The sequence below is a fragment of the Segatella copri genome, from assembly GCF_019249655.2.
GTDB lineage: Bacteria > Bacteroidota > Bacteroidia > Bacteroidales > Bacteroidaceae > Prevotella.
Genome location: NZ_CP137557.1, coordinates 150133 through 172493, shown reverse-complemented (window position 1 = coordinate 172493; position 22361 = coordinate 150133). Strand labels below are relative to the sequence as shown.

At 49.8% G+C, this 22361-nt stretch carries 12 protein-coding genes; 1 reads left to right on the top strand and 11 read right to left on the bottom strand.

Going from position 1 to position 22361, the window contains the following annotated elements:
- Positions 1–80 precede the first annotated feature (80 nt).
- The 11 genes from KUA49_RS00625 to KUA49_RS00575 all read right to left on the bottom strand — a co-directional run bounded on the left by KUA49_RS00625 (position 81) and on the right by KUA49_RS00575 (position 20685).
- On the bottom strand, positions 81–2603 hold the full coding sequence (locus tag KUA49_RS00625; RefSeq protein ID WP_218412425.1) for a glycoside hydrolase family 2 TIM barrel-domain containing protein: 2523 nt from the start codon (positions 2601–2603) through the stop codon (positions 81–83).
- Positions 2604–2709: 106 nt separating this feature from the next.
- Positions 2710–5664: a TIM-barrel domain-containing protein gene (locus KUA49_RS00620; protein WP_218412424.1), complete on the bottom strand. Its 2955-nt coding sequence runs from the start codon at positions 5662–5664 to the stop codon at positions 2710–2712.
- 194 nt (positions 5665–5858) lie between these two features.
- A complete protein-coding gene (locus KUA49_RS00615) occupies positions 5859–10076 on the bottom strand; it encodes a hybrid sensor histidine kinase/response regulator transcription factor (protein WP_218412423.1) in 4218 nt (1405 codons plus the stop codon).
- Between the two features lie 43 nt (positions 10077–10119).
- Positions 10120–11145 (bottom strand): LacI family DNA-binding transcriptional regulator, encoded by a 1026-nt coding sequence (locus tag KUA49_RS00610; RefSeq protein WP_203040560.1) that lies wholly within the window; start codon positions 11143–11145, stop codon positions 10120–10122.
- A gap of 373 nt (positions 11146–11518) precedes the next feature.
- The gene (locus KUA49_RS00605; RefSeq protein WP_218412422.1) at positions 11519–12160 is read right to left on the bottom strand and encodes a response regulator transcription factor; all 642 of its coding nucleotides are present in this window, start codon (positions 12158–12160) and stop codon (positions 11519–11521) included.
- Between the two features lie 157 nt (positions 12161–12317).
- The gene (locus KUA49_RS00600; RefSeq protein ID WP_238405238.1) at positions 12318–14870 is read right to left on the bottom strand and encodes a DUF5686 and carboxypeptidase-like regulatory domain-containing protein; all 2553 of its coding nucleotides are present in this window, start codon (positions 14868–14870) and stop codon (positions 12318–12320) included.
- A 117-nt stretch (positions 14871–14987) separates the two neighbouring features.
- Positions 14988–15833, bottom strand: coding sequence for an HAD family hydrolase (locus tag KUA49_RS00595; RefSeq protein WP_218412421.1), 846 nt, complete (start codon positions 15831–15833; stop codon positions 14988–14990).
- 11 nt (positions 15834–15844) lie between these two features.
- A complete protein-coding gene (locus tag KUA49_RS00590; RefSeq protein ID WP_203040563.1) occupies positions 15845–16891 on the bottom strand; it encodes a lysylphosphatidylglycerol synthase transmembrane domain-containing protein in 1047 nt (348 codons plus the stop codon).
- An 11-nt stretch (positions 16892–16902) separates the two neighbouring features.
- Positions 16903–17817 (bottom strand): CDP-alcohol phosphatidyltransferase family protein, encoded by a 915-nt coding sequence (locus tag KUA49_RS00585; protein ID WP_218412420.1) that lies wholly within the window; start codon positions 17815–17817, stop codon positions 16903–16905.
- Positions 17818–17865: 48 nt separating this feature from the next.
- Complete coding sequence (locus tag KUA49_RS00580) at positions 17866–19443, bottom strand: nucleotidyltransferase family protein (protein ID WP_218412419.1); 1578 nt, start codon at positions 19441–19443, stop codon at positions 17866–17868.
- Positions 19444–19533: 90 nt separating this feature from the next.
- The gene (locus KUA49_RS00575; RefSeq protein WP_218412418.1) at positions 19534–20685 is read right to left on the bottom strand and encodes an N-acetyltransferase; all 1152 of its coding nucleotides are present in this window, start codon (positions 20683–20685) and stop codon (positions 19534–19536) included.
- A 308-nt stretch (positions 20686–20993) separates the two neighbouring features.
- Here KUA49_RS00575 and KUA49_RS00570 point away from each other — a divergent pair, with 308 nt between their 5' ends.
- Positions 20994–22331 (top strand): MATE family efflux transporter, encoded by a 1338-nt coding sequence (locus tag KUA49_RS00570; RefSeq protein WP_218412417.1) that lies wholly within the window; start codon positions 20994–20996, stop codon positions 22329–22331.
- Positions 22332–22361 lie beyond the last annotated feature (30 nt).

The window sequence follows — 22361 nt, the reverse complement described above, 5'->3', positions numbered from 1 at the left end:
ACAAGCGGAAACAACCCGAAAGTCGAATCCGCTTGCAAAGATAGTAAAAACAAACGAGAAAAACGAATTTTTATTGATTTTTAAAGACTCAATGTTGCATCTTTCAAATCAACAGCCTCCGCTTTCAGCGTGCCTTTACCTTTCAAAACAACTACACACTTACCAAAGAATGCCTTGCGATGGGGGTCGGTGAAGCGCTCCAGCGAGGTTTGGCATCCATTATCGGTGCCCAGAATCTTGAGTTCAGCCTTATTATCAAGCCCTTTCGAAGTTGCCATTTCTGCTTCCTTTCCTTCTACAGAGAAGAATATCTGGTTGCTGGCATTCGGACAGAGATTTCCATCCTTATCCACCACATTCACCTCTACGAAAGTGGTTGGTTCTGAGGCGCCAAAAGCCAGATTACCCTGATAGGTTTTCTTCAATACGAGATGATGAGGGGCACCAGCCGTTCTGATGGTCTGTTCTGCCACCTGCTTGCCATCCTTTCTTGCCACCACCTTCACCTCTCCCGGTTCAAAGTTTACACGCCACATCACGTGATACTCCGTACTCTTCAGGAAAGCATCGCCTTCGTTCTTCGCCCCATAAACAGTCTTCTTGCGAACGCCCTGGCTCTTGCCATTCACAAAGAGTTCTACCTCGTCGGCATGGTTATAATAGCACCACATATCGATGGTCTGACCTGGGAGCCAGTTCCAGTGAGGGAAGAGATGGAGCACATCCTTGCTAGTCCACTCGCTCTGATACATATAATAACTGTCCTTCGGAAGACCCGCCAGGTCGATGATGCCAAAATAACTACTGCGTGCAGGATAAGCGTAAGGCGTAGGTTCTCCGATGTAATCGAAACCGGTCCAGATAAACTGGCCTCCCACAAAGTCGTTATGCTTCACCACATCCCAGGTTTCCTCGTGGGTACTGCTCCACGAAGCATGCATGTTGTCGTATGCCGAACACATGAAGGATGGGTCGGTATAAGGCAGCCACCATTCCTTCGGTGCCGTATAGATATGGTCACTCGGCATCATGTAGTAGCCTCGGGTCTGCAGGGCAGAAACACTTTCCGAAAAGATGAAAGGCTTATTAGGGAAGTTCTTGGGCACATCCTTTACCCACTGATGGTGATAGTTGAAACCGATGACATCGATGGCGCCACTCTTGAAGAGATGGTTCTTTGGGTCGGGTTCGTTGCAACCAGCCGTAACCGGACGGGTTCCCCAAGGGTCATTCTCCTTCACCAGCTTGGCAAGATGCTGCGTCAGGAGCGAGTTTACGCTCAGTTCATCGCTATGCGCCAAGGCAGAAGCATCGTGCCCGGCATTCAATATCAGATTCGCCTGCTCCAGCGAAAGCGTATCGGCAGCGGCATCCGACCACTGTTCCAGCACCTCGTTGCCGATACTCCACATGATGATGCTCGGATGGTTTCTATCCCGTTTTATCAAATCAGAGAGATCGCGCTTATGCCATTCATCGAAGAAGCGGGCATAGTCGCCATTCGATTTCTTGCGACGCCACATATCGAAACTCTCGTCCATCACGAGGAGGCCCATCGAATCGCACATGTTCAAGAGTTCCGGAGCCGGAGGATTATGACTGCTTCGGATGGCATTCACACCCATATCGCGAAGGATGGTGAGCTTGCGATGCATCGCATCCTCGTTTACGGCTGCACCCAGACAGCCAAAGTCGTGGTGCTCGCAGACACCATTGATCTTGATGTTCCTGCCATTGAGGAAGAAACCCTTCTGCGCATCAAACTTCACATCTCTGAAACCTGTGGTGGTAGTAGCGGTATCCACCACCTTACCATTCACCACCAGCTCGCTCTTCACGCTATAGAGATAACCTTTTGCGATATCCCAGAGCTGCGGATTCTTTACCTTAAGCTGCTGCACCTCGTTGCCCTGGCTCTTTGCCACCATCTTGCCTTTCGCATCGTAGATGGTGTTGCGGATGGAAAGTTTCATCTTGCTGCCCTGGGCAAGGAAATCCACCTTTACCTTCACATCACCCTGCGGCGTGGTAGATACATACTGTCCCCACTGAGGGATGTACGCCTTCTTCATGGTCTTGGTGAGCCATACATGGCGATAGATGCCGCAGCCAGAATACCAGCGGCTGTTGGGCTGGTCGCTGTTATCCACCTTTACGGCGATGACATTATCACCCTTCCTATTAATATAAGGTGTAAGGTCGTACTCAAAAGTGCTGTAACCATAAGGTCGGGTGCCCAATTTGTGCCCGTTGATATAAACGGTAGAGTTCATATACACGCCATCGAAGGTGATGATAAAGCGGTCGTACTTCTCCTTCGGATTCACGGAAAAATGCTTGCGATACCAGCCGATGCCTCCAGGCAGAGCGCCACCGCTGGCTCCCGAAGGATTGGATGGAGCGAAATCGCCCTCTATCGCCCAATCGTGAGGGAGATTCAAGCGGCGCCAATGTCCGTCAGCATACTCCGATTTCTGCATACCGGCACTATCGGCTAAAACGAAAAGCCAGTCTTTATCAAAAGACTGATGTTCGCGGGCGTTCACCGGATGAGCTAAAAGCCCACTCATAAAAACTACACCCAATAATATTTTCTTGTTCATTCCTATCATATAAGAAATCCCACAGATAGCACAGATTTACACAGATTAATCTTTTCTGAGAATATAAAAAAATCTGTGAAATCTGTGTCATCCGTGGGAAATTAGACTACTTCAATTTTACAGTAACAGCCTGACCAGCATACTTCACCTTCTTGCCCTTAGGCGCCTTGGCGAGGCTGATGCCCTGCTGGTTATCTCCACTTACCAATACCACGTTGAAGCGGCGCTTCTGAAGCATGCCATCAAAGCTACCCTTGCGGGCACCGATGGTCAGGGTCTTCTGAGCATCATCATACTGGAAGTCAATGGTAGCATACTTGCCCTTCTCGTAGTTGTAGTTGGTGCCCTCATCCTCATAAAGCGTATAAGAACCGTCCTTGCCGGCATATACATAGAGGTCGATAAGCTCAGGCTTCTTCTGGTCGCTCCACTCCATTTCCGGACCGACAGGAAGGATGGAACCCTCCGGCACGAAGACAGGAATCTTCTCGTATGGCGCATCGGCTACGATGGTCTGACCACCGGCATAATGCTTGCCTGTATAGAAATCATACCAGCCCTTCTGCTTAGGAAGATACACATTACGGCTGTACTTCTGATACTCGCCCACCGGACAAGCCATCAGAGCAGAACCGAACATCCACTGGTCCTTGATGTCGTAAATCTTGTCATCGCCATTGAAGTCCATCACCAAGCCACGCATCATGGTGTAGTCCTTGAAGTGAACCATACCAGCCATACTGTAAAGGTAAGGCATCAAGCGATAGCGGAGCTTGTCGTAAGCCACAATGGTCTTGTAAGCCGGATGATTGGCTGGCGCGATGTTCCAAACTTCGCGGGTAGGCCACTGACCATGGGTACGATAGAGCGGAACGAAGCAGCCAAACTGATTCCAGCGAGCCTGCAGCTCACGCCACTCCTTCAGGTCGGCATTTTCCTTACCGGTTTTGTCAAACTCCTGCTGGGCAGCCACATAGCGATTCTCCACGCAGAAACCTCCCTGGTCCATGCCCCAGAAAGGAAGACCAGCCATGGAATAGTTCAAACCGGCAGTCATCTGTGCACGCATATCCTCCCAGCGGGTAGCAATATCGCCCGACCAGGTGGCGGTGCTGTAGCGCTGCTCACCTGCAAAACCGGAACGGGTCAGGAGGAAGACACGCTGGTTAGGGTTCACGCTGCGCTGACCATTATAGATGGCATCGGCATTCACGATGCTGTAGGCATTGAAATATTCGGTAGATGTACCCAGGGCTGTAGGACCCGAAAGTGCCTTGCGATACCACATCGGAGTACAGTCGCGAACATTTGGCTCTGATGCATCCATCCACCAGGCATCGATTCCGAACTTATATTTAGAATAGAGATTCTCGTCCATCTGTCGCCAGAACATCTTTCTTGCTCCGTCAGAATAAGCATCATAGAAAGAACCACGGAAGCCGAGCCAGTCGTGGATATCATCCTTGATAGCCTGATGATACATCCAGCCCTTGGCATCAAGCTCCTTATAGTTCTTCACGGTGTCATAGAACTTAGGCCATACGGAAATCATGAATCTTCCGTTCATGGCATGAACGCTATCGAGCATCGCCTGCGGGTTCGGATAGCGTGCCGCCTCAAACTCATGGCTTCCCCAGGAATCCAGCTTCCAGTAGTTCCAGTCCTGCACGATGTTATCCACAGGAATCTTCAGGTCGCGGAACTTCTTCAGATTGTCCTCGATGTCTTTGCTGCTCTGATAGCGCTCACGGCTCTGCCAGAAACCGAGTGCCCACTTTGGATAAACCGAAGCCTTACCTGTCAGGGTGCGATAGCCCGAAATCACCTCGTCCAGATTCTTACCGGCTATGAAGTAGTAATCCATATCCGGCGACATCTCGCTCCAAATGCTCAACTGGTTCTTTTCTGCCTCAGAACGGGGAGCTGCCACGCGGAGGCCACAATAGGAAACGTCGCCATCTGGCTGCCACTCGATGCGGATAGGAGTCTTTACCCCCTTCTTGATGGCTACATCAAACTTATAGGAGTTCGGATTCCAGGCTGTACGCCAACGCTCAGGTACCACCAGTTTGCCGTCGATATAAATCTTCGTGTAGCCGGCATAGTAGAGGATAAACTGATAGAAGCTGTTGGTTGGCGCCTCCACGTAACCCTCGTAAACCACCTTGGAACCATTCAGGGCAAAGCCCTTTGGCAGGTTCTGTATACCGCCCTTATCTGTCTTGTTGCAGATTTCAGAAGTCTCAGGCATCGCATACTCAAAGTAGATGCTGTCTTCGCCGCGAACTATCTTCTGTCCGTTCTTATCCACGTAAGTACCGGTGAGCTGTCCTTCCTTGCCCTCCTTATCATAGAGTTTGAAGGCATGGTTCAGCTGCAGATAATCATCCGGATTACCCCAGCGGCAATAAGAGTAAGAATCCCAGAGGATACCATAGTTCTTGTTGGAGATGACAAAAGGCACACTCACCTTGGTGTTATACTGGAAGAGGTCTTCGTTCTTGCCCTTCATGTTGAGTTCCTCACTCTGATGCTGACCGAGACCATAGAAAGCCTCGTTGTCGGGAGAGTCGAAGAGGGCACGCCATGACCAGCCGTGCTTCTGCGCCTCAGGCACCTTGGCGATATCAACGCCAATCTCACGGTCGGGCACGGTGAAAGGCTTGAAGGTCTTTCCACCCTGCGCCACCTCGTTGAGGAGAACATTATCTTTCAAATCATAGAAAGTAATCTGACCGGTAGCCTCGTTCAAAACGGCACGCATGGCAGCTGTGGTGATGATGAGCTTGTCGCCCTGCTCCTCCACCTTGTAGTTTGCCTTGCTGTTCTGAGGCACGATAATCAGGCTCTGCTTGTTGCGGAAGCTCTGCTCGGCAGTGGCCTGCACACGGATTATCTGATCGTTTACAACCTGTAAGCGAATCTGACTTGGACCATAATTCTGGTGCTCTTTCAACTGAACGGTAAGATAATTACCCTTCTGGATAAATCCCGCTGCCTGGAGGCCTGTGGCGCTCATCAGCAGCACTGCTGAAATGAATAAAGTCTTAGTTATTCTCATTCTATATTATTTAGAGGATTGTTTGTTGTATTACTTAAATCTGTTGCAAAGATACGAAATTATTCCGATTCCATGGTGTGCAAATGTTTAGGATGAGGGTACAAAATGTTAACCCGAAACAAAAAATCCCCGAAGCAGGTAAACGAGACAACATTTTAGCAGTCTTGTTTACTTGCTTCGGGGATGAAAGGATGTTATTCCTGAGCCTCCAGGTTCTTCTTGTATTGCGAAGGAGTAACGCCATACGCCTCCTGGAAATACTTGGAGAAGTAGCGAGGATTGTTGAAGCCCACCTTGTAGGCTATCTCGCTGATGTTATACTCATCGGAGTGGAGCAGATACTCGGCATACTTGATTCTCTTGGCACGAAGATACTCCGAAGGCGTGATGCCCATGAGCGAAATCATGCGCTTATATAACTGTACGCGCGAGATGCAGAGATGAGCACTCATCGATTCCACGGATGTATCAGGGTTGCTCAGGTTGTCGCGGATATAGTTGTCGATATCCTCAATCAACTTCTGGTCGGCTGTTCCCAGCACGAAGTGACCGTTGTTGAGCTGCTTCTCCTTGACCACTTCGCCCGTAGGCTTCGCCACCGTTCCCGTGCGCTTCACGAGATTCAGGAGATTCTTGAGTCGCAGATTGAGCATGTCGATATTGAATGGCTTGGTGATATATTCATCCGCACCGCTCATCAGTCCCTCCTTGCGATGCTCATCGGCAAGACGGGCCGTCAGCATCACGAATGGAATGGAAGCAGTCTCGTCGTTCTCCTTCACCTGGCGGCAGAGTTCGTTGCCATCCATCACAGGCATCATCACATCGCTGAGGATGATATCCGGACGATGGTCGATAATCTTGTTCCAGGCATCCTGACCGTTCACGGCCTCAACCACGGTATAATCAGAAAGCAAGTCGTGCATAAACTCGCGGAAGTCGTCGCTATCATCCACCAGCAGCAAGGTTGGCTTGTGGGCAGATGAATCTCCCGCAGCAGACTGCACCTTTTTGCGGGCCATGCCATAGAGGGAAGCCGATGCATCATCTATCAGCTCCGGAACATCATTCTCCACAGCCTTATGCACCGTGGTGATGACTGGAGCCGAACGCAAGGTACCCAGATGGGCATTCACCTTGGCAGAACCATCGTCTGCGATAGGCAATTCTACCACGAATATCGAACCGCCAGCTTCGTTGTCACGCACATAAACATTGCCGCCATGCAACTCGGCATATTTCTTCACCAGGTTGAGTCCGATGCCACTGCCTCCGGCAGGCTGCATCTCGGTGCCGTTCACCTGATAGAAGCGGTCGAAAACATTCTTCTTCTCTTCATCGCTGATACCCTTGCCGGTATCAATCACATAGATGCAAAGCATATCGTGCTCACCGCCCTTCATCTCGAAACGGGTCTTGGCACGCAGCGAAACTACAATCTTGCCGCCATCAGGGGTAAACTTATAGGCATTGCTCAAGAGGTTGTTCACTATCTTGCCCACCTTATCCACATCCACCGTCATGTTCAGCTTAGGGAATTCCGATTCGAACTCCAGCGTCACCTTGTTGTTGGCAAGGATACGGAAGGAAGCACAGATATTATCCACGAAACTCACTACCTCCGTTTGCGAAAGATTCAGCTTCTCCTTGTTCTGGTCGAACTTGCGGAAGTCGAGAATCTGGTTCACCAGATTGAGCAGACGGGTGGCGTTGCGATGAATCAGCTCCAGCTTTCTGCGCTTGGCAGGGTCGGCTTCTTCTCTTATCATCGTCACCAGAGGCGAGATGATGAGGGTGAGCGGAGTGCGGAGCTCATGGCTCACGTTGGTGAAGAAGTTCAGCTTCAGCTCGTTCAGTTCCTTGGTCTTCTTCATACTGTCTTCCATGCTCTTGCGCTCAAACTGATTACGCTGGCGTTCTATCATTCTGCGACGGTAGAGGAAGAAGGCTGCGGCTATCAGGGCGATATATACCAGGAATGCCCAGATAGAGAGATAGAAAGGTGGAGCTACGTTGATTTCCAGCTCACTGATCTCGTCGTTCACGGTTCCGTCGCCGTTCACCACCTTCACCTGCAGGATATAGCTGCCCGAAGAGAGATTGGTGAAGGTTACCTCCGGACGGTCGGCTGGTGTGAGCAGCCACTTGTCGGTGACACCCTTCATGCGATAGAGGAATCGGTTGCGCGATGGCACCGTCACTTCGCTGGAAGCCAGCTGGATGGTGAAGGCATTGTCCTTATAGCTCAAATCAAGACGATGGCTGGCATCAAGCGACTCCTCCAGAATCACCCTGCCTTCATACTCCTCGCCTGCCGTCAGGGCATGATCGAAGAGAACCACGCCGCTGAAGAGCGCACACACATGGTTCTTGGCATTCTGTGCCGAACGGGGACTGATGATATTCACACCATCCTGTCCGCCGATGGCGATGTCGCCATTGCGCATCAGGCATGCCGAGCGATAGTTGAACTGGCGCTCCTGCAAGCCATCCAGCGAATTATAGTTGGTTATCTTCAGGTTCCATTTGCCGTCTTCATCCTTATCCACCTTCACGTGGGTAACCACAAACTCTGAAACCAGCCACATCGTATGGTTCTTGTCCTCGATGATGGAGCAGCCTACGGCTCCCGGCGTTCCGTTCAGATTATTGATGTTCTCCACCTGGTTCGACTTCAAATCATACATGGCGATGCCCGAAGGAGTGGCTATCCAGAGGAGTCCACGACTGTCTATCATCGAATAGTTGATAGATGGACTCAAGAAAGCCTTTCCGTTCGACAGCTTGCTCAAATCCGTAATCTTCCGGTCATGGAAGTCGAAGACCGACATGTTCTGCGAATGTCCCAACAGCAGCTGGTTGGCATTCTGCATGAAGAGTGAGTTGATGAAGTTGCTCGTAAGCTTGGAGTTACTGGTGTTGTAGGTTTCAAATTTTTCCGTATTCGGGTCGAAAATCTGGAAACCGCCGCCCAGGGTTCCTATCAGAAGCCGATGGTCGGGAGCCTCGGCAAGACACCAAACGCTGTTGTTTGCCAGTCCGCTGGTTCCGGCATGATAGGATTTCCACACGCCGTGCGACAAGCGCGCCAATCCGCCATTGAAGGTTCCGAAATACAAGGTTCCATCCTTCATGGTGGTACTGCTCACCACCACCTCAGAACCCAGTCCGGTTTTCGCTCCATAGAAACGAGAAGACTGGCCCGTTGTCGGATTGTATGCCACGATGCCCGCATCGTTGGTACCGCACCAGAGATTACCGTTCAAATCCTGCGTAATGGTACAAACATCGCCTAGCGGAATGGTATAGAATTTGGTGGAAGATGCAGAATAATAGTTTACTCCGTTCTTGTAGGTACCCACCCAGAGAGCATCGTTGTCATCCACGTACAACTCAGGAAGCGAATTGTCGGAGATAGACCCCTTATCATTAGGATTGTACATAAACTGGCGGCAGATTTTCTTGGCATAGTCCAGATAAATCAAGCCGTTATGGTCGGTTGCAATCCACATGTGTCCCTGCTTGTCTCTCGCCATATCACGGATAATGACTTTGCGCCCCGGATAAGCCGGCACATTAAAGCCGAAGGTGGCCAGATAGCCCTTCGCCCCGACAAACCATTTCTTCAGATTCTTATGATACACATAGATGCCCAGATTGGTATTCACCCAATAGTTGTTCTTGCTGTCTACGAAGGTGAAGACCGAATGGTCGTTAGAGAGTCTGTTGTTAAGGATAAAACGGTCCATCCACACCACTTGCTGGGCGTAACCATCCAATCGGCAGATCACACCATTGTCGAAGGTAACCACCGCCTGTCCGTTGTCCTCGCGGATACAGCTCACCTGATAATCAGGCAGCGAACTGCGTGATTTCGTCTTGGAAAAAGGGAAGAGAAAAGCTGTCATGTTCTTGACATCCACAAAATAGATGCCCTGACCATACACACTCATCCACATGTTTTTCTTCGAGTCGATGAGCAGTTTGTAAGGAGGACCATCCACGCCGATGGTCTTGAGCCATTCCTCTGGCTTGCGGTCGAATCGCTCCTTGTCATACTGGTAGATGCAATATCCCACCCCGGTATGAATCCACAGCGATCCGTTGATGGCCTGCTGAATTTCATCCACCGAATTGTTGGGGATGGAATTGGGATTGCCATCATCGTAGAGGAATGCCTTCATACGAAATCCGTCGAAACGGTCGAGTCCCGACTGGGTGCCAAACCATACATAGCCCTTCTGGTCTTTGAATATGGCATTCACCTGACTGTTGCTCAATCCATTTCTGTTGGTCAGCCGATTAAAATCCACTGCCCCATAAGCACCGATTGCATTACAGGGCAGCGACTTCATCGCCAGCAAAAGCATCACCAGGATGCCTTTCAGAAATAGTTTTAGTTCTTGTTTCATTTTAGTTTGTTATATTTATAGGTTCATATATTCAGATTGATATTCATCTTTCTTCCTCGTTCTTTTCCGAGCTTTCTCTGATTTTGAGAATCATCGGCACCACCTCTTTATATATCTTCTCATCGCCGTTGATGCTTCTCATCAACAGTTCGCATGCCTTGGATCCCTGCTCGTGTGCCTTATCCATGATGGCGGTGAGTCTTGGAGTAACGAAGGCAGCGGTATCTCCATCGGTAAAACCGATGATGGCCACATCCTGCGGAATGCGCAGTCCCTTTGCCTTGATGGCATCGAAGGCGGCATAGGTGATGATATCGTTGAAGGCGAGGATGGCATCAGGCGGATTCTCCCCTTCCAGCAGTCGGAGCGTAGCATTGCGTGCCACATCGAAATCGATTTTATCGCAAACCACCAGCGAGCGGTCGATAGGAATCCTGTTCTCGCGGAGTGCCTCCAGATAGCCATGCTTGCGGCGGCGCACCATGTCGAGATGGTTAGGACCACCGATGAAGGCAATGCGGCGGGAACCGGTCTCTATCATGTGCTGGGTGGCCTCCTGTGCTGCCACGTCGCCATTGCCCACCACCTGCGAGAACTTGTCTTCCAGGCAGCAGCGGGCAAAGAACACCAGCGGTATGCCCATATCATGAAGCTGCTCGAAGTGCGAATAGTCGGTGGTATCCTGCGCCAGACAGGCGATGATGCCTTCCACATGCATGTTGAGAAAGTTGTCCAGCGCCTTCGCCTCGCGCTCATGGTTCTCATGACTGTTGGCGCTGATGACTGAGTAGCCCAACTTCGACGCATAGTCCTCAATGCCATCGAGCACGGCGGCATAATAATGGGTCACCAGGTTAGGTACTATCACGCCAATCACTCTCGGAGCCTCCTTTCGAAGACTCTGAGCAAAAGGATTAGGCCGGTAATTAAGCTCCTTGGCAAGTTGCTTCACCTTCTGGGTCATTTCCTCACCCACCTCGTGGCTATTGCGCAAAGCACGCGATACCGTGGCTATGCTCACACCTAGTTTATCAGCCAGGTCTTTAAGTGATGTTCTACGCTGTTTCATGAATCTCGTTCTCGATACTAGTGTATCATTTTTCTATAAGTTAACCATCTATTTATGCATCTCTTGATAAGACACAATGCAAAGATAATGCCAACGAGCGCAATGAAAGCTTGCTTTCAAATTGCCGAGTGCAGCTTATCTTATGCAAAGATAGTGATTTTATCCGAAATTGCAAACGTTTACGTGTGTTTTTTCATGGAAAAACATCATTTTTTCAATAAAAACTTGTAATTTTGCAGCCGAAAGTAATGAATAGTTGATAATAAGTTAGTTAGAAACAAAAAGCTTCAGAATGTCGGGAGGACAATCTGAAGCTATTTTTTATATATCATACTTATATTGAATTTACTTTAGACACAATACTAAATCTTCTTTAGATATAATACTCTGCCGAATCTACCAGGCCAGCTCTGAGTGCATACTTGGTTGCTTCATGCACATTGTTCACGCCCAGCTTTCGAAAGATATTCTTGCGGTGGGTGTTCACGGTATGGAAACTGGAGAATCGCTTTTCGGCTATTTCCTTGGTGGTCATTCCAAGGGCGATGTCCTTCAGGATTTCGGTCTCGGTCTTGGTAAGGTTCACCTTCTCTTCCGGCTCCTGCTGCACGGGCGCCAACAGAACCTCCATCATGCGCTGGCAGACAAAGCGGTTGCTTGCCACGCAGAAACGGATGGCCTCCTTAATCTCCATCATCGGACTCTCCTTAAGAAGAACACTAAACATGCTGCTGCTGGCAATGAGCACCTTCACGAAGTCGGTACTCAAATCTTCACTGAACAAAAGCCATCGGGTATAGGGAAAACGCTGGTTGAGGATGAGGAGCTCGGCGGCATCATTGATGTCGAAGAGCGTGTAGTCTAATATCACTACCGTATTCTCGTTCTCTTTCAAGGCGAGCATCAGCTCCGTCTTGTCTTCCACGTACTTAGTCTCAAACCCTTCCATTTTCTCTATCACGTAGGTCAGTCCGGCGCGCGTGATGTCCTGCTTGTCTGCTAACAGAATTTTCATGATTCAATTCTCCTATTCTTTTATGTTGTTATACTCTCTTCTATCTCTTATTATATGACCTGTTTTTATAAAAAGTTTGCCATGGCAGAAACGCCACAGCAAACTTATCTGTTTCTAGATACCTAGCAAAACGCTAAGTATCAACATCGTCTTTTTTTTAGAATGTCATGAGGAATCCGAAGCGGATACCCCACTTATCCACGTTGGCGTGGTCTAAGTAGTTCAAGCGGCGCACATAATCGATCCCAAAGAACTTGAAGATGTTGTGCACACCTGCCACAAATTCCCAATATGGCGTATTGCCGAAGGTATAGGAATTGTTAGGGAACTGGAAGATGACGTCATCCGTAGGATTCTTCACCGGATTGTTCTTGTCAGTCAACTGTCCCCAGACTCCCTTCACTGCCACGTATTCACGCCACTTCAACTTCTTGATCAGCGGAATGCGGTTCAGGAGCTTGCCGTTCATATCCCAGGCCACCGACCAGAACACCTGGCGGTCGCTGAGGAATTCCCAGTCTTTCATCATACTGATGGTTGCCTCCTGCTCAAAGTAAGAGAGGTTGACTGGTGGCTGGACGAGCATGGTGAATGGCACCTTGTTCCACTGCATCTTGCCCACGATATTGAAATCCACATAGCCGAAGCTTCCCAGCCACTGGCGCTTGTAGATGCCCAGGCGGGTGATGTTGCTCTGATACTGACCGCCCATGAAGCCATCCAGTCCCATGGTGTGCGAGAGCATCAGTTCCGGACTATCCAGGTTGATAGGCAATCGCTGCTGCTTGGTGTTCACATAGGTGACACCCGGGTTGTAGTCAATGCCCACGGTGGCCTCCGTGGTGCGGATCTTCTTCACTTCCGTGCCGTCGAGCTTGAAATAATGAAGATGGCCCACAGGGCGGTTGCTCTGCCACTTGATGCTCGTGTCGAAGCGGAAGCCCCAATCGGTCTCGTAGGTGAAACCCAGCTTCTGGCGCTGATACAGATACATCTGGTCTTGCGTGGTGGCACGGATGGTCATAAACAAGTTGTCCTTGTTGTGCAGCAGGTTATCATCCGAAGGCGAGGTGATATCATGACCCACCTCGAAGGTGAACTTGCGCATCGGGAACTCAAACGGACTGTTCTTCTTCTTATTCAGCGAATAGGTGAAAATGTGACCGTAATACCATTCATGACTCTTCGTACCGTATGCCCCGTAACCATCCCAGAAGAAATGAGGGTTCAAGGCTGCCATCGTACGTCCGGCAAGGCGCAGGCGCAAGCCATCCACGAAGTTATTGGAAATGAAGGTATTCACCGGACCCAAGTCGAAGATGCTTCGCTTGTCGTCCTTCTGGTTCTTATGAGCCACCTCCACATAGTTCTCCATCAGCGCACGGATGCCGAAGATGATATATTTAAAGCCCTTGGAGTTCTCCATGCGATGGATAAAGCTGTCCATCGACGATTCACTCTTGGTCAGGTCCACCTGTCGGTATTTGTTCCAATAAGCCTCATCTCGGTTCATGGCATCCATATCGTGCCTTACCTTTGCCTTACCCTTGAAGAGCATCTTAGGCAGCGGGTCGAAGGCATAGTCGGTGAGTCGCGTATTGCGCACCACCAGCAGGTCCTGCAGCAGCTTGTTCATGTGCATCTCTGCTATCATATCGTCCTTAGTGAGTACCCACTCGCCATTGTCGAGCTTGGTATATTCCTGCTCTATCTTCATATCCTTCACCCAGTTCACGTCGGAATTGTGAGGCATATAGAGATTACATTTCTTCACGTGCAGACTGCTGTCGGCAAGCACATAGAGCTCGCCACGGAAGCCAAAGTCCTGACTGTTGGCTGGGATAAACTGCAGGTGATAGCACAGGTCGCGCTCCACATACACCGTGTCTTCTATATAATAATGGTAGAAGCTGATGGCAGTCTTGCCGATAGGTGATGGGAACGGATACTGCAGCAGGCGCACATAGTCGTCGTAGATATCCACGTCGGTGAACACTTCCTTCAGGGCAGTGTTCAGGATTTCTCCGGTCTGTATCACCTGTCCGATACCATTGCTCTGCTGACCCTTGATGATATCCTTCTCAGTCTTCGGATCCTTGCGGTAGATGTGCTGCGAAACGGTCTCGTCGATGCTTACAGGCAGGGTGAGCTTGCCGTTGTAAGGCGAAGTCTCCACCTGGTCGAGCAGATACTGTCGCTTGCTGAAGAACTTGCTCTCCAGCTGTTCCTTGCTCAGGTCGTTGAGGGCGAGGGTGATTTTCTGATATTTATCATATTGATAATAATCATGGTTGCTCAGGTCGCTCTTCTTCTTGGCAGCGATGACACGGCGCATGAGTTCCACGGCAGGATTATCCTTGCGCTTGTATCTGCCTTTCTTCGATTTCACGACCACTTCGCCCAGTTTATGGGTATCATCCTTGAGTTTCACCTCAATGAAGTTGGTCTTCTCGTCAATCTTCACGGTCTGGGTTTTGTAGCTCAGCGCGCTCACGGTGAGCACCCATGCAGGATGCTTCTCGATGGTGAACTTACCTTCTCCATCACTAGACACGCCGATCTTGTGGCCCTTGTACTGCACACTTGCATAAGGCACCGCAAAGCCATCATCATCGATGACCCTTCCCGTTATCTTCTGCTGCGCCATCATCTGCAGGGTAGAAACCATGAAGAGGATGAGCATGAAATACAATTTTTTAATACCTTTCATTACCTTAATTATATATAGGGGCTTTCAGCCCGTTATTAATTCATACTGGTTTTCGGGCTGCAAAGTTATAAATAATCTCTGAATTTCGATGAAAAACCGATTATATATTTCAGTTTTTTATGAGATTTTCAGAAATTCCTCCATTTCTGATAGATTTCGGATGATTCCATCGGGGATGGATTCGTCCACCTGCTTCTCCTCCCACTGCAATCCCTTGATCCAAAGGGTATGGCAACCCAGCTTGTGGGCAGGGATGATATCCTTGCCGTAGGTATCGCCCACCACCAATACCTGAGAGGCTGGCAAATCCAAGGCACACACGCCCAGGGCGAAGATGGCCGGGTTCGGTTTGCGGACGCCCACCACGGCGGATTCTATCACATCCTTGAAATACCCGTCAATCTCCGCATCCTTCAACACCTGGTTGATATTGCCGTAGAAATTGGAAACGAGCACCATCGGATAACCCGCCTGCTTCAGATGCTCCAATACCTGCTTGTTCTCTTGCAACAAATCCAAGGTCTTGGCATTAATGTAATGTGCCATATCCACCGATATCTGATGAATTTCTGAATCGGAAAGGGAGAGCAAAAGACTTTCTGAAGATGCATCTGAATCATTTCCAAGCTTCGCCTGTTTCTCAGCATCATCCTTTCCGGTCTCCAGCAACTCCTTTCCTGCCAGGAAATTCAATTCCAGAATCAGTTTTTCTCTGAGAATATCCTCGAAATGGAAATCGGGAGTCACGATAGGGTTCACCGCCAAGGCTCTCTCGCCATACACATAGGCATCGCGGAAAGCCTGCTTGTGGATACTCACTCCTGGCTCCACCTCTTCATCAGCAGCCACACCGATGCCGAAGTGCTCATAGCCCTGCCACAGCACTTCCGACCAGTGGTCGCCCCTGGTATCGAGCGTACCGCCATAGTCAAAGATAATTCCTTTTATATCTAGTTTCTTCATTTTTTCCTTTATTAATTGGTTTTCTGCTTGCGCTTCTGCTCTTCCTCGTATTCCGCCTGAATCTGCTTCAGGTCCTTGTTTCCTACTTTGATGAGCAGGATGCCGATGGCTATCCATACCAGCTCACGGATGCGGGTGATAAGACCCGTGTATACGCCCAGGGCTCCCGTAAGATGCAGACCATCCACCGCCAAGGCAAGACCGCCTTCTCGGGCGCCCAACTGCATCGGAGAGAAGAAGATGAGGTTACTGAAGAGCGAAGAAAAGGCGAGAATCAGAATACTGTCTGCTATGCTGATATCTGCTGCAAACGCCTTCAGAATCAGATAAATTTCCAAGCTCTGCAACACCCTTGCCATCACCTCAAAGGAAAGAGAGGCATAGAACGTGCGCTTGTGCTGACCATGCAGTAAGGCTATCTGCGAATCAATCTGCTCCAAGGTATCCTGTTTTTCCTGCTCAAATCTCCTTGCCCAGTTCTTCACAAAAGGAATATGGGTAAGAAGACGGATGCCTTTCTGCGCCATTCCCGTCTTGTAACCTCTTACGAAGAAATAGATGGCAAGCATGCAGAAAGCGGCAATTACGCCCAGCATAATGCCCATCGATACACCCACCGGATACAAGGCGATGTAAAGAAATACCGACAAGAACCAGAACCAGAAATGCGAGAAGATGTGCATCATCACGTAGAGAATCACCGATGATGTTGCCTTGCTCACACCGGTAAACGGCTTCAGCTCCATGATGCGGTAAGGCTCGCCGCCCATCAGTCCGCAAGGCGTGGTATAGTTCAGGGCGAATCCGCTCACGGTGAGCTTATACACTCGCCAGAACGACAGCCCCTTCACCCTGCCCTCGTCGTTGATGATAAGCCACCAGGAACAGGTGTTCACCCAATAGATCACGAGCCACAAACCGAGAATCAGCGGGAAATAGATGCCCGCCTGCTTCAGATAGCGCCAGATATCGGTATAGTCCATATCCATCGTGCAGAGCATGATGATAATGGCGATGATTCCGAACGCCATAAAAATATTTCTGAATTTATTATTCATAAGATACGATTTTATGCCTCATACTCTCCCTTCAGAACCTTCTGGTTGAGCTTCAGACAAAGGCGCTCGTGGGTTCCTCGCATATAGAAGAAAATCAGACTGAACACGGTAATCTCGACAACAGGATAGAGCCATGGCTCACCTATCAATATGGATACAAACAGCGTGATGCTGCGCCAGTTGAAGGTAAGAACGTTGGCAAATTTCATCAATGGAAGACTACCTGCACGGAAGTCGGCACGCAACTGCTCAGGCAACTGCTGCGGATATCTTTCGCGCAGATTTCTCTTGAATATCTGGAAGATAGGAGTATCTCGCTCCTGACCCAAGGTATAGTTCTTGTAAAAGAACTGGAAGAGTTTCTGCACAGGCTCCTTCTTCCATTTCATCTGCTTCCACAGTTCCACCTGCTTGCTGGCATCATCCAGTTCGCTGCCTTCCTTGCCTTTCAGGAAGAAGAGGTGAATCTGGCGGTAGTAGTCGGCAAGACGGCTCTGAATGGCATGGCAACCGAAACCGGCAACGATGCAGAGTGCCCAGATTTTCCAACCCCATTCCGGCATCAGACGGAAGGAGATGGCGAAGTAGATGCTGACAAACCAGAAGTCGCCAGCAGCACCATCCAGGATTCTACCCAGGGCACTCTTCTGGTTGGTAAGACGCGCCAACTGTCCGTCACAACTGTCATAAACATTTGCCCAGATGAGCAAGAAGATGCCCAAGATGTTGATTGCCAAATCGTCGAAATAGAAGCAGATGCCCGCTCCTACGCCGAGGAAGATGGAAAGAATGGTCACCACATTTGGGGTGACGTGAAGTATGCGGAAGAATCGTGCCCACTGGTAGCCAATGGGACGATAGAAATAAATATCAATGTGCTCCTCGGTATCCGCTGATTTCAGAGAAGCCTTAAATTCCTGATTCATCTTTTTATATTTTTTATTCCTGTATCTTTTATCTTTTTTATTTTATTGTTATTCCTGTATCATTTTTGTGGCGATATAGAACGCAGCCTCATCACGGCATGGCGCAAAGCTAGGCCAGTCGTTGAAGTCGATAATCTTCACGCTGCCATCCTCGCCTACCACGCAGTCGCCGCCATATACTGGCACACTTAGCATATCAGCAGCCTTGTCAGCCTCAGCCTTCAAGGCATCGGCATCGAAGGCGATGCCCTGCGCATCACCATTGATCACCTCCAAACCGAACTTGGAACGATGACCGCATTTCGAAGGATAGAACCAATAGAAGAAATCGGTACCCGATACGCCATAGAACTTGATGAGGTCGCCCTTCAGATGCTCGTTCACCACCACCGAAGTAATGCCGCGCAGCCAGAAATTCTTCAGCAGCGCCTCAGCCTCCTGCTCGTTCTGCACATAGCAGGTATCCTCCTTCTGCTGCGCACAGCCGTCGCCACGCTTCAGCCAGCAAGGATAGTGGATATCCTTCACCATCTCCCCGTTTCTGCCGATGATGCGGCTCTCGGGAGTAGCGATGCCTCCGGCGATGAAACGCTCGGTCATGATGCGGCGGATGCAGCGGTTCACGCCCAGACTGGAGTTCACCACCAACACACCTTCTTCCTCAATTCTGCCCAGCACATCCAACGCCTGCTTGCTGCGTGCCATCGAGAAGAAGCCGTCCACGCCCACGGCCACACGGCAGCGAGGCCATCCGTAGGCTCTCTCCAGCACGGCTGCCTTGCGGCAGAACTCCTTCTCACACATCAGCATCACCTGCGCTCCCAGCGCCTCCAGCTGCTCTTTCACAGCGTTCATGATGGCAGCATCGTTATCCACGCAATTAGGAGAAAACTCGTTGCCACGGCACACGCCCACCAGGGTCTTACCCTCCAGCGGATGGATAAAGGACTCAGCCTTGGCGATATCTTCCTTGTGGTCAACATCCAGAATCTTGTTGATAGGATAAGCCTCCAGCTTCAAGCCCTCCACCACCAGCTGGCGCTGGAAGTTGCGCATGCGGCTCATGCCCTGCTCCATGCAATGGTCGAGCACATCCAGCGCCTTGTCGCCCAGGCAATAGATGCCACCCGAAATCAGATGGTCATCGCCCTCCTGCTTATCGTGGAAGCCCGTGATGCGAAGGGAGTTAATGCCTACCCACAGCGGTTTTTCATCGTCCACGTATGGTGTAACAGCCATACATCCGTCAATATCTTTCGCATTCTGAAAGTAACGGATATACTTTTTGAACTCCTCCTCACGGAAGATGGTATCCACGGTGGTGAGACAGAAACGCTCACCCCTGAGATAAGGCGAGAGGGCATGCAGACTGTGCATGGAACTAGGAGTGGTCTTCACCACCAGGCGCAAAGGCACTGGCAACTGCATCTGCTCCAGATGTTCGCGCACCGCTGTGCTCCATTCATTGACAATCACAACAATTTCCGTGGCACCGCAATCTACGAAGATGCGCAAAAGGCGCTCTATCATGGGTTCGCCACACAATGGCACCAATGGTTTAGGCTGTTCCACGCCCTCCTGTGCCAGTCGGCTTCCCTCGCCTGCGGCAATAACTGCAAATCTCATTCTATTTTTCCTTTTTTATTCAAGTATGGCATGTTTTAGAACATGCTTTATTCAAGTATGGCATGTTTTTGGAACATGCTGAAGTTCTGTTTATAATTTCTGTTTGTAGCAGCGGCGGCGGCGATGCTGCACGCTCTCCAGATACTGCCACTGGCTCTGTACGCCCTTGTTGGTTTCCATCTGCGGCATCGCCTCTGCCCACTTGAAGCCGTAGCGGTGATATTGCTCGATGAGGTCGGCAAAAATCAGGGCATTGGCACCCTTGCTACGATATTCCGGCAGCACGCCGATGAGCACCAGGTCTACGGTGTCGGTCTTGTGCAATTTCAATGCCTTCACTATCTGCCACCAGCCCCAAGGCAGCAGCTTGCCGTTGCCTATTTTCTGCAGGGCATCGGTGAGCGACGGGAAGGATACGCCGAAGCCTATCAGGCGGTTGTTATCGTTGCCATCCACCACACCGGTGATAAGGTTCGTATCGGCTATCTTGATGTAGGAATCCACATAACCATCAATCTGATTCTCGGTGAGCTGCTGGAAGTCGTAGAGGTCCTTGTAGGTCTCGTTCACGATGTGGAACACCTCTCTGCCCATGCCCTGCTTCACCAGTTCGTTCTTGGTAAACTTACGCACGTGCAGGTTGTATCGCTTCTCTATCATTTCGGCAGTCTTGGCGAATTTCGGCGGTGTCACCTCAGGCACCTTGATGCGATATTCCACCCAGTCGTTGTCTTTCTTCAGGAGATTGAAGCCTTCGATGTGCTGCGGATAGTAAGGATAATTGTAGTTCACGTACATGGTAGATTTCTCGTGAAAGCCCTCTATCAGCATACCTTCTCTATCCATATCGGTGAATCCGAGCGGTCCCACCATCTCTTCCATCTTGTGTTCTCTTCCCCAATCAGCAACGGCATCCAGCAACTTGCACGATACCTCCATATCATCGATGAAATCGAGCCAGCCGAAGCGCACCTGCTTCTTGTTCCATTGCTCGTTGGCACGGTGGTTGATGATGGCAGCCACTCTGCCCACCACCTTCGGCACACTATAGTCGATGGCCAGGAAATACTGAGCATCGCAGAATTCGAAAGCCGGATTCTTGGCCTTGCTCAGCGTGTTCCATTCGTCAAGCCGCAGGAAGGGCACGGCAAATTTATTCCCCTTATAGAGGTCGTAATAGAACTGGATGAAAGCCCTCAACCCCTTCTTGGTGGTAACCGGTACGATTTTTATATCACTCATTTAACTATCTATTTTTCTTTTTCTATTTCTTTAAAACGGCATTTATGTCTTATCAATTAATAGAGTTCATCTCTTTTAAATCAATGGAATTCATCTCATTTAAATCAATGGACTTCATCTCTTTTTAATTAATGTATAAGAGAAAACCGCTGCAAAATTACGAGTTTTTTTCTACTCTGCCAACTAATAGCAGATTTTTTTTCAAATAGATAGTTAAAATGCCCGAATATTTAGTTCAAAAGAAAATAAAACAGTACCTTTGCACACTGAATTTGGCAATTCTGATAGAAAAAGTAGTTTCGGAAAATATGAAGAAAACGAGAGATAATTATACTTTCCTCACCCATGCCCCCGTGCACAGGGTGGTTTTCACGATGGCGATTCCTACCATCATCAGCATGTTGTCGACGAGTATGTACAACCTCGCCGACACCTATTTCGTGGGCAGCATCAACACCCAGAGCGTGGCTGCCGTGGGCGTATCGTTTGCCATGATGGCGGTGATTCAAGCTGTGGGTTTCTTCTATGGTCACGGATCAGGAAACTACATCTCCCGCATGCTGGGCGCCAAAGAGGAAGAGAAGGCGAAGAAGATGGCTGCTACGGGCTTCGTACTGAGTTTTCTTACGGGTCTCATCATCGCCGTTTTAGGACAAATATTCCTTACACCTCTCTGCATTCTTCTGGGTTCAACACCTACCATCCAACCCTATACAGAGCGCTATTTGGGCATCATTCTGCTGGGTGCTCCTTTTATGACTACATCCTTAACGCTCAACAACATGATGCGCTTTCAAGGCAACACAATGTATGCCATGAAGGGCATCATGTCGGGCGTATTACTCAATCTGATTCTCGCCCCGCTGCTCATCATTTATTTTGCCTTAGGCATCACGGGTGCAGCCATTGCTACCCTCATCAGTCAGTGCTTCGGATGCGCCATGCTTTTCTGGATGACGCACAAGGGACAGAACATCCGGATTCACCTTCGCAACTTCACGCCAACCAAGGCATACGCCAAGGAAATCATCTTTGGCGGCACCCCATCCTTGTCAAGACAGGGCTTGGGAAGCATCGCCACCCTGGTGCTGAATGTGGCAGCAGGAGCCTATGGTGACGCGGCCATTGCGGGCATGAGTATTGTAACAAGAATTTCCTTCTTCACCTATGCCGTTGTCATTGGTCTGGGACAGGGATTCCAGCCCCTCTGCGGTTTCTGCTATGGTGCCAAACTGTACTCCCGAGTGAAGGAAGCCTACTATTTTTGCATCAAATGCGGCACGGTGTTCCTGGCAGTATGTGCCGTCATCGGCTTCATCTTCTCAGAGCAGATCATCGAACTTTTCCGTGATGACCCTCATGTAGTGGCCGTAGGTTCCGTAGCCCTGAAGTGGCAGGTAATCAGTTTTCCGCTGATAGCCACCATCGTGCTTACCAACATGCTGATGCAAACCATCCGCAAGCCTATCCGAGCCAATATCGTAGCGGCAGCCCGAAGCGGACTCTTCTTCATTCCGCTCATCTTCATCCTCCCTCATTTCTTCGGATTGCTGGGTGTAGAGATGTGCCAGGCGTGGGCAGATGTCTGCTCCTTCCTCGTGGCGGTTCCGATAGCTTGGAGTGCATTCAGGGATATGTCAAGATAGTTTTTCATTTTAACGCTTATCACCACCCCC